General features: G+C 72.0%; 10 protein-coding genes and 1 pseudogene. 4 read left to right on the forward strand and 7 right to left on the reverse strand.

All coding sequences use genetic code 11. From position 1 onward, the window contains the following. Window positions 1-161 precede the first annotated feature (161 nt). Window positions 162-941, reverse strand: coding sequence for an alpha/beta fold hydrolase (locus OIB37_RS03180; protein WP_330455954.1), 780 nt, complete (start codon window positions 939-941; stop codon window positions 162-164). Between the two features lie 162 nt (window positions 942-1,103). Here OIB37_RS03180 and OIB37_RS03185 point away from each other — a divergent pair, with 162 nt between their 5' ends. Then, window positions 1,104-2,132 carry a Gfo/Idh/MocA family oxidoreductase gene (locus OIB37_RS03185; RefSeq protein ID WP_330455955.1) on the forward strand — a complete coding sequence of 343 codons (1,029 nt, stop codon included), beginning with the start codon at window positions 1,104-1,106 and terminating at the stop codon, window positions 2,130-2,132. A 51-nt stretch (window positions 2,133-2,183) separates the two neighbouring features. Here the strand turns inward: OIB37_RS03185 and OIB37_RS03190 are convergent, their stop codons facing one another. Next, window positions 2,184-2,597, reverse strand: coding sequence for an SsgA family sporulation/cell division regulator (locus OIB37_RS03190; RefSeq protein WP_330455956.1), 414 nt, complete (start codon window positions 2,595-2,597; stop codon window positions 2,184-2,186). A gap of 353 nt (window positions 2,598-2,950) precedes the next feature. Between OIB37_RS03190 and OIB37_RS03195 the strand changes: the two genes are divergently transcribed. Beyond that, the gene (locus tag OIB37_RS03195; RefSeq protein WP_330455957.1) at window positions 2,951-4,363 is read left to right on the forward strand and encodes a PP2C family protein-serine/threonine phosphatase; all 1,413 of its coding nucleotides are present in this window, start codon (window positions 2,951-2,953) and stop codon (window positions 4,361-4,363) included. A 148-nt stretch (window positions 4,364-4,511) separates the two neighbouring features. Here OIB37_RS03195 and OIB37_RS03200 read toward each other — a convergent pair whose 3' ends face one another. After that, on the reverse strand, window positions 4,512-6,005 hold the full coding sequence (locus tag OIB37_RS03200) for a DNA-binding protein NsdB (protein ID WP_330455958.1): 1,494 nt from the start codon (window positions 6,003-6,005) through the stop codon (window positions 4,512-4,514). A 417-nt stretch (window positions 6,006-6,422) separates the two neighbouring features. Here OIB37_RS03200 and OIB37_RS03205 point away from each other — a divergent pair, with 417 nt between their 5' ends. Further along, window positions 6,423-7,568, forward strand: a complete 1,146-nt coding sequence (locus tag OIB37_RS03205; RefSeq protein WP_330455959.1) for an aminoglycoside phosphotransferase family protein — start codon at window positions 6,423-6,425, stop codon at window positions 7,566-7,568. A 345-nt stretch (window positions 7,569-7,913) separates the two neighbouring features. Further along, a complete protein-coding gene (locus OIB37_RS03210; RefSeq protein ID WP_330455960.1) occupies window positions 7,914-9,911 on the forward strand; it encodes an N-acetylmuramoyl-L-alanine amidase in 1,998 nt (665 codons plus the stop codon). A 14-nt stretch (window positions 9,912-9,925) separates the two neighbouring features. Here OIB37_RS03210 and OIB37_RS03215 read toward each other — a convergent pair whose 3' ends face one another. From OIB37_RS03215 to OIB37_RS03230, 4 genes and pseudogenes are all read right to left on the reverse strand, one after another. Further along, window positions 9,926-10,423 carry a hypothetical protein gene (locus OIB37_RS03215; protein WP_330455961.1) on the reverse strand — a complete coding sequence of 166 codons (498 nt, stop codon included), beginning with the start codon at window positions 10,421-10,423 and terminating at the stop codon, window positions 9,926-9,928. 385 nt (window positions 10,424-10,808) lie between these two features. Further along, the gene (locus OIB37_RS03220; protein WP_330455962.1) at window positions 10,809-11,048 is read right to left on the reverse strand and encodes a DUF397 domain-containing protein; all 240 of its coding nucleotides are present in this window, start codon (window positions 11,046-11,048) and stop codon (window positions 10,809-10,811) included. 218 nt (window positions 11,049-11,266) lie between these two features. Then, a complete protein-coding gene (locus OIB37_RS03225; protein ID WP_330455963.1) occupies window positions 11,267-11,974 on the reverse strand; it encodes an alpha/beta fold hydrolase in 708 nt (235 codons plus the stop codon). Between the two features lie 177 nt (window positions 11,975-12,151). Beyond that, window positions 12,152-12,979: pseudogene (locus OIB37_RS03230) on the reverse strand (alpha/beta fold hydrolase); the annotation flags it as partial. Window positions 12,980-13,203 lie beyond the last annotated feature (224 nt).

The following is a 13,203-nucleotide window of genomic DNA, read 5'->3' on the forward strand; positions in this document are numbered from 1 at the left end:
TCGAACGGGCGGTTACCCGCCATGGGCAAAAACTGCACCAAGGGGCTGACACGCCGGGCGACGCCGGGCTGCGAACCGGGCCCCGGTCACTCTCGTCACTCCGGTCGCTTCGGTGTGTTCGGCGGCCCGCGTCACCTCGCCGCGCGCGGGTGGCCCGGGCGTCACGCCTTCGTGGTCAGGAACCGGTCCAGCGCCTCGGTCAGCTCGGCCGGCTTCTCGACCGGCAGCTCGTGGCCCGCGTCGACGATCCGGACGACGGCGTCCGGGTAGGCCTTGGCCATCCGGAGCATCTGCCGCACCGGCAGCTGGACGTCGTGGTAGCCGTGCACCATCAGGGTGGGCGTACGGATCTCACCGACGCGGTCGAGGACGTCGAAGGTCCGCATGGCGCCGTACGACGTCATGACGACCTCGCGCGGGGTGCCGGCGGAGGCGCGGATGTGCGCGCGGATCTCCTCGCGCGGGTAGCCCGGCGCGAAGGCCCGCTGGATGTTGGCGGCGACGAAGAGCCTGAACGGCACCAGGGTGGAGGCCGCCATGAGCAGGCCGCGGCCCCGGCTGTAGGCCATCCGGCCGATGGAGTTGACGAGCACCATGCGCTCCACCCGCTCCGGGTGGGAGAGCGCGATGGTCTGCGCGATCATCCCGCCCATCGAATGGCCGACCAGCGCGAACCGTTCGACCTTCAGATGAGCGAGGAGGGCGAGGACGTCGTCGGCCAGCTCCGCGATCGTACGCACCCCGGCCCCGCCGCTCTCCCCGTGCCCGCGCAGGTCCAGCCGGATCACCCGCCGCCCCGCGGCGAAGTGCGCCGTCTGGTGGTCCCAGCGGTGCCGGTTCGCGGTCCAGCCGTGCACGAACACCAGGGGCACGTCGGCCGCGTCGCGGGGGCCCTCGTCGTCGTACGTCAGTACGGCACCGGCGACTTCGAGCTGCGGCATGTGGCCCTCCTGGGGTGACGCGGACGGGCCGGTCCAGTTACTGACCGGTAATGCCCCGTACGGTAACGGGCCGTACGACCGCCCGTCACGCCTCCTCCACCCGCCCCCTTCACACGGAGTGTGCGATCTGCGACACACTGCCGTCAGCGGAAGGGAGCACGCATGGGTGATCTGCTGGGCGTGGCGGTACTGGGTGCCGGGCACATGGGCGCTGACCACATCAGGCGGCTGGACGAGGTGGTGAGCGGCGCGAGGGTGGCGGCCGTCGCCGATCCCGATGTCGAGCGGGCGAAGGCGGCCGTGGCCGGGCGGGACGGCGTCGCCGTGCACACGGACGCGGTGGCCGCGCTCGACGCGCCCGACGTGGCGGCCGTGCTGATCGCCTCCCCGGGTCCGGCGCACGAGGAGGCGCTGCTCGCGGCCTTCGAACGCGGCCTTCCGGTGCTGTGTGAGAAGCCCATGGTGCCGGACTCCACCGGTGCGCTGCGGATCGTGGAGGCCGAGGCGCGGCTCGGCCGCCGGCTGGCGCAGATCGGTTTCATGCGCCGCTTCGACGCGGGGTACCTGCGCCTGAAGTCCCTGCTGGACGGGGGCGGCCTGGGCCGTCCGCTGATGCTGCACTGCGTCCACCGCAACGTCTCCTCCCCCGCCGGTTTCACCAGTGCCATGCTGATCAACAGCTCCGTCTCGCACGAGATCGACGCGGCGCGCTGGCTGCTGGGGCAGGAGCTGGCGGCGGTCACCGTGCTGCGCCCGGCGTCCTCGGCGAGCGCCCCGCGGGACCTGGTCGACCCGCAGTTCGTGCTCTTCGAGACCGAGCGGGGCGCTCTCGTCGACGTGGAGGTCTTCGTCAACTGCGGCTTCGGCTACCAGGTGCGCTGCGAGGCGGTGTGCGAGGCGGGAAGTGCCCGGATCGGCGACGAGCACGCCATGGTCGTCACCGCCGCGGGCGCCGCCACCGAAGAGGTGGCCCAGGACTATCTCGTCCGGTTCGCCGACGCCTACGACCGGGAGGTGCAGACGTGGGTCGACGCCACCCGGCACGGCGAGGTGACCGGTCCGACCGCGTGGGACGGCTACGCGGCCTCCGCGGTCGCCGAGGCGGGGGTCCGGTCGCTGGAGACCGGCGGCCGGACGGCCGTCGACCTGGCCGCACGCCCCGGCCTGTACGCCGCCCGGCCGGGCGGCTGACGCCCGGAGTCCGCCGAAGAGGTCGCTCAGGCCCCGTCGAAGAGGGCGCGCTCAGACCCCGTCGAAGAGGGCGCTGAGCCCTTGTTCCACGGCGACCGTCACATCCTCCCGTCCGGCGTCGACCACGGCGTACGTGCACAGCAGGAAGCAGCGCAGCGCCGAGGTGGGGAACCGGAGCATCGCGAGACCGTGCGGCGCGTGGAACTCCACGACCGTACGGGTTCGGCCGTACGGCCAGATCCGTACGTCCCCGTAGCCGGCCGGGGTGCTCAGCCCCTGGTCCAGGAGTGAGCGCGCGAAGGTCCAGGTGACCTCGCCGCCCTCCAGGGTGGCCTCGGGCGGGAAGTCCACGAAGACGGCCAGCGGATCACCGGCGCTGTAGCGCAGGGTGGCCGTCACCGGGACCTCCCGGTCCTCGGCGGTGAGAAGGTGGGCCCGCGCCGGCTGCTCAATGAGGATGTCCATGCCTATTAGGAGTCCGCGGGGGCGCTTTCGAGGACGCCGGATCCGGACAGAGTTGACGCGCGTCGGCCGGTCGGCGTCACCATGGAACAAACATGCGTCGAACGCGCGGCCGGGCCTTACACCGAAGGGCTCGGAAATGGGTCAAGTCCCGTATTCGGTCTACGACTTGGATCGCTCGGCGCGTACGCGGCAGCTCCTCACGGGCCACGCCGGAAAGACTCTGGCATATGCCTTAAGCACCACCGTATCGTGTGTTGCCAAATCCCTTACGGGGCATCGCGGGCTGTGCCACAGTCGTAACGGTCCCTGCGTCCCTCCCCGTTGGCCGAACCGTCCCCTCATCGGAGTGCGTCATGCCGTCCCCTGTCTCCGCGGACCGCCCAGCCGCCCAGCCGCCCTGGCGCGGCGCGGTCGAGGCGTTGATAACGCAGACTCGGCGACTCAAGGGTGACGTGGACGCCGTACGACGGGACGCGAAGAACGGCGGTCCGGACCCGGAGGAACGCTGGCAGCGGGCTCTGTACGACCTCGCGCTGCATCAGCTCGACGACCTGGACGCCCACCTGGCGCAGCTGCGGGACGGCCCGGCGCCCGCGGAGGCCAAGCCGTGTGGCGCGCCGGACGGCCCGCGACCCGAGTCGCTGCTCAGCCGGGTCGGGAGCGCGGAGTGGAACCTGCTCACGGACGAGGCGAGCTGGTCCGGGGAGCTGTACCAGATCCTGGGCCTCGACCCCGCCGTGCCCGCGCTCACCCTCGACGAACTTCCCGCACTGGTACTGGAGGAGGACCGGCCCAAGCTCACCACGATGGTCACCGACTGTCTGGTGGACGCCAAGTCGATCGACGGCGAGTTCCGGGTCGTCCGGCCCGACACCTCCGTACTGACCGTGCACATGATGGGCGAACCCGTACTGGGCGACGACGGCAGCACCGCCTCGATGTGGGCGGTACTGCGGGACGTCAGCGAACTGCGCCTGCACCGGAGCACGGTCAGCGAGAGCCGTGACTCGCTGCGGCGCCGGCGCCGCACGGAGCGGACCGAGCACCAGCTCGCGGCCGAGTTGCAGGAAGCCGTACTGCCGCCCTGGCCCGGGTCGCTGCGCCTGCCGCACCGGGGCCGGCAGAGCCTGGATCTCGCCGCCCACTATCTGCCGGCCGCGACGACCGCGCTGATCGGCGGGGACTGGTACGACGCGCTGGAGCTGGCTGACGGCACGACTCTGCTCAGCGTCGGCGACCTCACCGGGCACGGTGTGGCCGCCGCTTCGGGCATGGCCATGGTGCTGGGCGCCGTACGCGGCTTGGCGATGGCCGGTACCTCACCCGGCCATCTGCTGGCCATGCTCAGCCAGTTGCTCGACGCGACCGTGCAACCCGCCCTCGGCAGCGCCCTCTGCTGCCAGTACAGCCCCGAGACCCGCACCCTGGTCTGGGCGCGGGCGGGACACCCCGCCCCGCTGCTGTACCGCGACGGGACGGGGCGCGCGCTGCACGCACCGGACGGCGCCCTGCTCGGCTCCACCTCGGGAGCCGCCTACGGGCAGGCCGAAGTGACCCTGGAGCCGGGCGACCTGCTCCTGTTGCACACCGACGGCCTCCTGTGCGGCCGCCCCGGGACGTCAGCCGTGGACCGCCTGCTCGGCCTCGCCCCACGCTTCGCGGAGGCGCGCACGGCGCAGGACGCCGTACGGACGGTCGTCGAGGAGTTCGGCGGAGCCGAACGCGCGGACGACGCCTGTCTGCTCGTCGCCAAGGTCACCGGCTGAGCGGACAGCACCGAGGTCACCGGTTCGATGGACGGCGCCGAGGTCAGCCTGAGGTCGACCGGCGAGCGGACACCCCAGCGTGTGAACCGGCCTTCCGGCCGACAGAGGCGAGCCGGGTGGACGGAAACGGCGTCGGCGGATCGCCGCCCTACGCCGGTGCGCTGCCGTCCCCCTTGCTCCTGGGCTTGGGCAACGCGAGCCTGATCTCCTCCCGCAGCTCATGGATCTTCGGGTAGCCGGCGTACTCCGCGGTGAGCCGGTACATCTGCCGCAACCGGTCCCAGGTACGGCGGGACGAGTTGGACCCCATCGACATCAGGGCCAGCCGGGCGTAGCGGTCGGCCTGTTCGGGATCGTCGGCGATGAAACAGGCCGAGGCCATGGACAGATGGTCGAAGATCTTCGACCGCTCGCGCCCGTCGACACGCAGGGCCAGTGCCTTCTCCGCGTAGTGCTGGGCGTGCACGGCCGCCGCCGGGTCGAACTCCGCGAGCGTGCGGTAGGCAAGGGCGTGCATGCCGTACAGATCCTCGTCCTTGAAGGTCTGCATCCAGTCCGGCGCCTGCGTGCTCGCACGATCGGAGACGAAGAGGTCCTCCGCCTGCCCGAGCGTGCGGCGCATCGCCTGCCCCTTGCCCATGGATGCCTGTGCCCAGGCCTCGATGGTGTGGAACATCGCCTTCGTACGCGGCTGCAGACGCTCCCCCGAACCGGACTGGGCGAGCTTCATGAGGTCCAGCGCGTCGTCGGGCCGGCCGATGTGCACCATCTGCCGGGCCGCCCGGGACAGGGCCTCGCCGGCGCGCGGCCGGTCTCCGCCCTCGCGGGCGGCATGGGCGGCGATGATGAAGTACTTCTGAGCCGTGGGCTCCAGGCCGACGTCGTGCGACATCCAGCCCGCGAGGACGGCGAGGTTGGCCGCGACGCCCCACAGGCGCCGCTGGAGGTGGGATGGGTGGTGGTAGGCGAGCATGCCGCCCACCTCGTTGAGCTGGCCCACGACCGCCTTGCGCTGGAGACCGCCGCCACGAGCGGCGTCCCAGGCGCGGAACACCTCGACCGAGCGCTCCAGTTCCTCGATCTCCTGCGACCCGATGGGTGCGGCCTCATAGCGGTCGAACCCGGCGGAGTCGGCGTGCAGGGGGTCGTCGAGAACGGGGGCGTCGGCCCTCAGGGTGGGGTCGGTGTGCAGCCAGTCGTGCATGGCGCTGCTGAGTGTGGATCCCGCGGCGAGCGCGGCGCCCGCGCCCACCAAGCCGCGTCGGTTGAGCATGAGGTCCATTCCCGTGAATTCGGTGAGGACCGCGGCGGTTCGTTCGGGCGCCCACGGCACGCCGTCGGGATGTTCCGTATTCCCGTCGCCCTGCCGTTTCCCCGCACGCCCGTGCCGTACCAGACCGAGGTCCTCAATGGTCACGACACGGCCGAGACGCTCGGTGAACAGAGCCGCCAGCACCCGCGGTACCGGATCGCGCGGGATCTCTCCCGTGTCGATCCACCGCCGCACCCGCGAGGTGTCGGTCGACAGCTGGGGGTGGCCCATGGCCGCCGCCTGCTTGTTGACGAGCCTCGCGAGTTCACCCTTCGACCAGCCGGCCATGCCGAACAGGTCCGCAAGGCGGGTGTTGGGTTGTCCGCTCACGTCAAGCCCCCAGGTTCTCGGCTGAGTTGACAGTAGCCCCGTGCGGGTTGCCGGGCGACTATTCGCCATGGTTCGCCAGGGTGCGCCAGATGGTGTGCCAGTGGACGTCGGGTGTCAGGTAGGAAAGCGCCACCCCGACCCGGTCGCCCTCGGTAGACCGGATGCATTCCCCAGGGTGCACCCGGGCGACCGGGGCGGGTGGGCGCACGTACCAAGAGCACTCCGAAGAGCACCGCACCACGCGGCGCGACGCAGCACGCGGAGCGACTCAGAGCGATGCGGAGCGACTCAGTACGCAAGACAACGCAACGCAGCACGCAGCACGCAGCACGCAGCACGCAGCACGCAGCACGCAGCACGACAGAACATGGACTTACAGGCAGGCACCGCAGGCACACGAAGGGATCTGTATCTCCCATGTACGCAGCATCATCCTCCGTGTCCGCTCCGCCCCGACCGCTGCGTCCCCGCCCCGCGGGCGGCGCGCCGTACCTCGATCCGGCGGCGCGGCCGGGAGTCCCCGTGCTGGGCGCGGGCCGTCCGCGGCGCGTTCCGGCCCAGGGCGGCACCCAACCGCTCAGCGGGAGAATCGACTTGTCCGGTCCGCAGGGGGCGCAGCTGCGCGCCGCGCTCGCCTCGGTGCACCGGATCTGCCCGGAGTTCGCTCCGGTCCAGGTGCTGCGCCGCAGCGGGCGGTCCGTCCTCCTGGTCGGGACGACGGGACGCACCACGGCCGTGGCGAAGTGTCTCCTGGACCAGTCCCCCGCGTGGGCGGACCGGACCCGCCACGAAATAGCCGCATACCGCTCGTTCGTCCGGCACCGCCCGCCGGTGCGGGTGCCGAGGCTGATCGCGGCGGACCCGGACAACTGCACCCTGGTGATCGAGCGCATGCCCGGCCGGGTGGCGGCGCTCCAGCGGCACCCGATGGAGGCGCCGCCTCGCCCGGACATCCGGGCCGCGCTCGGCGCGATCTGCCGGCTGAACGCCTGGCGCCCCCCGGCGGGCACGTTCGACGCCCCGCTGGACTACGCCGCCCGCATCTCCCGTTATCACGAGCTGGGACTGCTGACCGACCGTGATCTGGGCGACCTGCAGAAGCTGCTGCACGGCATCGCGCACGCGGCCGGCCGACAGGGCATGGGCCAGTTCTGCCACGGCGACGCGCTGCTGTCGAACATCCTGCTCTCACCGGCCGGTCCGGTACTCGTCGACTGGGAACACGCGGGCTGGTACCTGCCGGGATACGACCTGGCGACCCTGTGGCTGGTCCTCGGCGACGCGCCGATGGCCCGGCGTCAGATCAGCCAGATCGCCCAGACGGCCGGCCCCGCCTCGCGGGACGCCTTCCTGGTCAACCTGATGCTGGTCCTGACCCGGGAGATCCGTACCTACGAGACGGCCGTCCAGCGTTCGATGCACGACACGGCCCCGGCGGCACCGGGCACGGCCCACCCGGGTGCTGCGCCGTCCGGCGAGGAACAGCGGCTGCTGCTTCGGCGGCTGCACGACGACTGCCAGCTGGCCCGGCGGGCCGTGCGCGCGGCGGTCGGCACTCGCTGACGGGGACGACGGCTCCGCGGTGCGCCGAGAGCGGCGGCGCACCGCGGACCTTCGTGTTTCCCGCTCCCCCGCGTGCGACTCCCGCACATGTGGCTCCCGCACGTGTGGCTTGCGCACGTGTGGCTCCCGCGCGGGTTTCGCCGCCGTCACGACGAGCGGCCACTGGTGTACTCCACTGACGCCGTGCAGGCCCGGGCGCTGCTGCGACGAAACTCGCCGACCCCCTTCGTGACATGGGAAATCGCCTGCCCGAAGGCATCATTGACGGATCGTCGGCAAGCCGGTACCACTGAGCCAGTTCGGCCCCGCCCGCCCCGCCACGCCCGTCCGTCACTGGAGGCCGCATTGCGAGGATCCGCCACCGACCCCACGTCCACTCCCGGCCACAGACATCGGAGGCGGACCGCCGGCACGCTCGCCTCCGCCGCTCTGCTGCTGCCCCTGCTCGGGGCCGCCCCGGCGCACAGCACGACCGACGCCCAGACCGGTTCTCCGGCCGGCGCTCCGGCCGGCGACCTGCAGCACGCCTTCGCCTCCGCCGCCGCCGAGTACCACGTGCCGCAGAGCGTCCTGCTGGCCGTCTCCTATCTTCAGTCCCGCTGGGACTGGCACGCCGGGGCGCCCAGCGTGACCGGTGGCTACGGCCCGATGCACCTCACCGACGCCCGTACCGCGCTCGCCACCACCGAGCACTTCGCCGAGGGGACCGAGGACGCCCGCGGCGACAGCGCCCGCGCGGCCCTGCACCCCGACATCAAGGTGCCGGCGGAGTCCGCGCTCCCGGCCCGCCTGAAGACGCTGCCCGAGGCGGCCGGGCTGACCGGTCTGCCGGCGGAGCGGCTGCGCACGGACCCGGCGGCCAACATCGCCGGCGGCGCCGCCCTGCTCGCCGCCTCCCAGAAGGAGCTCGGCGGGCCGATGACCGCCGACCCGGCCGACTGGTACGGCGCGGTGGCCCGCTTCTCCGGCGCCGACGACACGGCGACGGCGGGGGCGTACGCGAACGACGTGTACGACGTGCTGCGCACCGGCGAGAAGCGGACCACGGACGCCGGCCAGTCGGTGACGCTCGCCGCGCAGCCGGGCCTGAGCGCCGACACCGCGCAGCTGCGGCGGACCGGCCTGCGGACGGCCAAGGCGGACGACGGGCTCGAGTGCCCGCGCTCGGTGTCCTGCGTGTCGGTTCCGGCGCCGTACGCGGAGTTCGGGGGCAACGACTACGGCAACCACGATCTCGGTGACCGTCCGGCCTCACAGCCGATCAAGTACATCGTCATCCACGACACGGAGGGCGCCTGGGACGGGGTGCTGAACCTGATCCAGGACCCGACCTATGTGTCCTGGAACTACACCATCCGCTCCACCGACGGGCTGATCGCCCAGCACGTCAAGGCCAAGGACGTGGCCTGGCACGCGGGTAACTGGGACATCAACGCGCGGTCCGTGGGCATCGAGCACGAGGGCTTCCTCGCCGCGCCGGACGCCTGGTACACGGAGGCGATGTACCGGTCCTCGGCACGGCTGGTGAAGTACCTGTCCCACAGGTACGGCATCCGGCTGGACCGGCAGCACATCCTCGGCCACGACAACGTGCCGGGGCCGACCACCTCCACCGTCCCGGGGATGCACACGGACCCGGGTCCGTACTGGGACTGGCGGCACTACTTCAAGCTGCTCGGCCACCCCTTCAAGCGGTCGGGCGGCAAGCACTCCTCACTGGTGACGATCCTGCCCGGCTACGCCGCGAACCAGCCGGTGTACACGGGCTGCGCCACGGCGGGCCGGCCGTGCACGGCGCACGGCTCCAGCGAGGTGCGGCTCTACTCCGACCACGACGTGAACGCGCCACTGATCAAGGACATCGGCCTCAAGACCGATCCGACCACCGGGGTGAACGACCTGTCCTCGCGGGTCTCCACGGGTCAGCAGTACGCGGTCGCCGACCGCTGGGGCGACTGGACGGCCATCTGGTACCTCGGGCAGAAGGCCTGGTTCCCCAACCCGCACAGGCATCCGACCGCGGTACGGGCCGGCGGCCTGGTCATCACCCCGAAGGACGGCGCGGCGAGCGTCCCGGTGTACGGCCGCGCGTACCCGGAGAAGGAGGCCTACCCGGCGGGCGTCCCCGTCCAGTCGGTGGTGCCGCTGCCGTACACGATTCCGGCCGGGCAGAAGTACGTGGTCGGTGACGAGGTGCCGGGCGCGTACTACTACGCGGTCACCTTCACCACCGACTCGCACCGGGTCGTGGTGGGCAAGGACCTGTACTACGAGATCCAGTACGGCCACCGGGTGGCGTTCGTCCGCGCGGCGGACGTCCGTCTGGAGGGTTCCGCCCGCTAGGTCGTGTCCGGCGTTCAGCCCTGCTGGAAAAGCTCCGCCGGGAGCGGCTTCAGCAGGGCGTACAGGTCGTCGGTGATGGGCCGGTCCCAGGCCGCGATCGTGACCAGGACGCCGTCGCTGCGGTCGAACTGCACGCAGGAGATGCGGCCTTCGGAGAGCTTCAGGCGGCGCACGATCAGGAGGTTGTCGCCCTGCAGGACCGGGGTGTCCTCGGTGCCGACGACGGTGACCTCCTCGTCGTTCTCCAGCGCCAGGAGCAGCTGGCCCACCTCGAAGGGGATCTCGCCCTCGGTGACGTCGCGGGCCGGGGAGCCCTCGGGGAGATTGCCGATGATCATGGCGGGGCCGCGGCCGCCGAACAGGTCGTAGCGCAGAAAGACGCCCTGGCAGGAGCCGTCGGGGGCGGGCAGCAGGCCCGCGCCGAGGTTGCCCGGCCAGTCGCCCGGGTCCATGGCCAGCACGTCGAAGTCAGGTCCGGCGGGGGTGGCGCTGCGGCGGCGGAGGAACGACATGCCGCCATGGTACGTGCCCGCGTGTGATCGACGACGTGCGGGCGCCCGTCCGGGGTGACCCGCTCGCGTGTACGCGTCACGGAGCGTGCGACCGGCGGGGCAGGCGACGTCACCCCTGCGGCGGAGGGCCCGCGGAAGGCTCTTGCCCGAGGTTCCGGGTCCAAGGAGTACAGACGTCCGAGGTGGCGGCACACAGGTGTCCGCGGCGGCGGCGCACGGGCGTCCGAGGACGGCGCGCCGGCGTCCGGGGACGGCGGCGGCGCGCGATCTCGTGCGCCTGCCTGCCGGGGCGGGATCCGCTCGGACGCCGGCCCCGGCGGGCGGTTCGGTGCAGTGGGGTGGTGCGGTGCGATGGGGTGCGGTGCGATGCACTCGGCTCGGACCGTCAGGTCAGGTCGAACTCACCCTCGCGGGCGCCGGAGACGAACGCGCCCCATTCCGCGGGGGTGAAGATCAGAGAGGGGCTTTCCGCCCGGCCGCTGTTGCGCATCGCGATGAAGCCCTCGACAAAGGCGATCTGGACATCTCCCAGACCTCGGCTGCTGGACTGCCACTCGGCCCCGCTGAGGTCCAATTCCGGCTTGCCCCAGCCCACGAGCGGCTGCTGGATGGTGCTCTCGGCCACGTCCCTGCTCCTCCCGGTTCGTCGTCCGCGGGTCAGCCTAGCGACCGGTCCCCACGTCGCACAGGCCACGCGAGGGGGACCTTTCGGGAGTGGCGCGGACGCATACCCCGGGCCGGTCACCATGAGCGGGAGCTCCGCGCGGAAGAACTGCCGGGACTACCGGCATTACGGGGACTACCGGGAGGCCGGACATCACGCCTCCTGCGGTGCTTCCATGCCTACCCGTGGAGGAAGGGCTCCACCACGGCGAGGAATTCCTCCGGCCGGGCCTCGTGCACCAGATGCCCGGCGTCGAGGGTCACCAGCCGGGAGTCCGGGACGAGTTCGGCCACTTGGGCGACCTCGTGCTGCGGGATGAAGCTGCTGGGCCCTCCCCCGATCACCAGCGTGGGCATGGTGATCCGGCCCATGTGGTCCCGCCACACAGGATCGGGCGCGTTGCGCTGCTCGTCGGTGGCCAGCAGCATCGCCCAGTCGAACGGCAGCTCCCCCGTCGGACGTTCGGCGAGTGGCCGGGGCGGATCGAGCGGCACCGGAAGGGGCACGTCCTCCAGGACGAGACGCCGTACGGCCCCGGGATGGCGCTGCGCCAGCAGGCATGCCACGGTGCCGCCCAGGGAGTGGCCCACGACATCGGCGGCGCCGGCGATGCCGAGCGCGACGAGCAGGGCGTACACGTCCTCGCTCATGGACTCCAGCGCGTAGTCCCCTGGCCGGTCACTGAGGCCGTGGCCGCGCAGGTCGGGGGCGTACACGCGCCGCGGGTGCGGTGATGCGGCGAGCTTCTCGGCGATCGGTGTCCAGTCTGCGCCGTCGGCGCCGCGGCAGTGCAGGAGCAGGACGGGAGGGGCGTCCTCGGGGCCCCAGGCGCGGCATGCCAGGGTGATGCCGTTCGCTTTGACCGTGTATATGAAGGCGGTGTCCATGCCGGGAGGCTAATGGTGCGGCGCCGCCCCGACCGCCGGCTTCGCCGAGGGCAGAGGACCGTCGGCGCGGTCGGCGCGGTCGGGCTCTTCGGCGCCTTCGCCGTCTTCGAGCTCTTCGATGCCTTCGGCCTTCTCGGCGTCCTCGGCTGAGTCGGCGTCCTCGGTGACGTCTCTGCCGAGAAAGCCGAGGATGTTCCCGACGAAGCGGCCCGGGTCGTCGAGCCACGGATAGTGGGCGGCACCGGCCTGGACGGTGAACTCCGCGTTCGGGAAGGCCTCGGCGGCTCGGCGGGCGAGTTCGGGACGTGGGCCGCCGTCGAGGCCGCCGGCGTACACGAGGACCGGGGCGGTCAGGGCGGCGAGCGCGGCCCTGGTGGCGTCCGGAGTGAAGGCGCCGTCGGCGGAGTACCGGTCGGCAGCCTCGTCGTTGGTCTGCGCCTCCTCGGGCTCGGTGTGCGCCCGTGCGGTGTCGTCCCAGCGGCCGTAGAAGAACGGCAGGAACACCTCGTCGAAGTCCGCGCCACCCGTGAGCCACGCCTCGAACGCGGAATACGCCCGCGCGAACCACGGCTCGTCCGCCCGCAGCCGTGCCGCGGCCAGCCGGTCCTCGGGCGTGGTCCGCAGGCCGAGGGCCGACACGTTCGGCGTGACCAGCACGAGCCGCCGTACTCGGTGCGGATGACGGGCCGCGTAGAGCATCGCGAGGCCGGCGCCCGCCGAGTGGGCCAGCAGGTCAATCTGGTCCAGCCCCATGTGGGCCCGCCACACCTCCACGTCCTCGACCATGCGGTCGCAGCGGTAGGTCGCCGGGTCCGCCGGCACCTCGGAGTCGCCCGTGCCCCGCAGATCGAGCAGTGCCAGCCGGCGGTGACCGGCCAGGCCGCCCAGGTCGCCGAGGTAGGCGGAGGCGCGCATGGGGCCGCCGGGCAGCACGAGGAGCGGTTCCCCGTCGCCCCGGAGGTGACAGGCGAGCCGGGTGCCGTCGGAGGCGGTGAAGGTCGACATGTGGACGATCATGCGTTTCGGCACCGCGGGAACGCAACGTCTTTGGCGCCCGTGCCCAGGATCGGCACCCCCCTCTCCCCGCAGAGGACGTCGTAGGTCCAGGTCAGAGTCTTCTCGATGTCCCGCGGGAAAAATCCGGGCCCACCTCTTGTCTGGAGCCCGATGGCCTGAATTACTGGCCCCGAGCAGAGCGACCGAATGATCGGTCGTCCGGAATGTAGGGC

The sequence above is a fragment of the Streptomyces sp. NBC_00820 genome, from assembly GCF_036347055.1.
Taxonomy (GTDB): domain Bacteria; phylum Actinomycetota; class Actinomycetes; order Streptomycetales; family Streptomycetaceae; genus Streptomyces.

Coding starts and splice junctions, on each gene's coding strand:
- OIB37_RS03180 (WP_330455954.1), bottom strand. CDS start 941: ATGCCGCAGCTCGAAGTCGCCGGTGCCGTACTGACGTACGACGACGAG.
- OIB37_RS03185 (WP_330455955.1), top strand. CDS start 1,104: ATGGGTGATCTGCTGGGCGTGGCGGTACTGGGTGCCGGGCACATGGGC.
- OIB37_RS03190 (WP_330455956.1), bottom strand. CDS start 2,597: ATGGACATCCTCATTGAGCAGCCGGCGCGGGCCCACCTTCTCACCGCC.
- OIB37_RS03195 (WP_330455957.1), top strand. CDS start 2,951: ATGCCGTCCCCTGTCTCCGCGGACCGCCCAGCCGCCCAGCCGCCCTGG.
- OIB37_RS03205 (WP_330455959.1), top strand. CDS start 6,423: ATGTACGCAGCATCATCCTCCGTGTCCGCTCCGCCCCGACCGCTGCGT.
- OIB37_RS03215 (WP_330455961.1), bottom strand. CDS start 10,423: ATGTCGTTCCTCCGCCGCCGCAGCGCCACCCCCGCCGGACCTGACTTC.
- OIB37_RS03225 (WP_330455963.1), bottom strand. CDS start 11,974: ATGGACACCGCCTTCATATACACGGTCAAAGCGAACGGCATCACCCTG.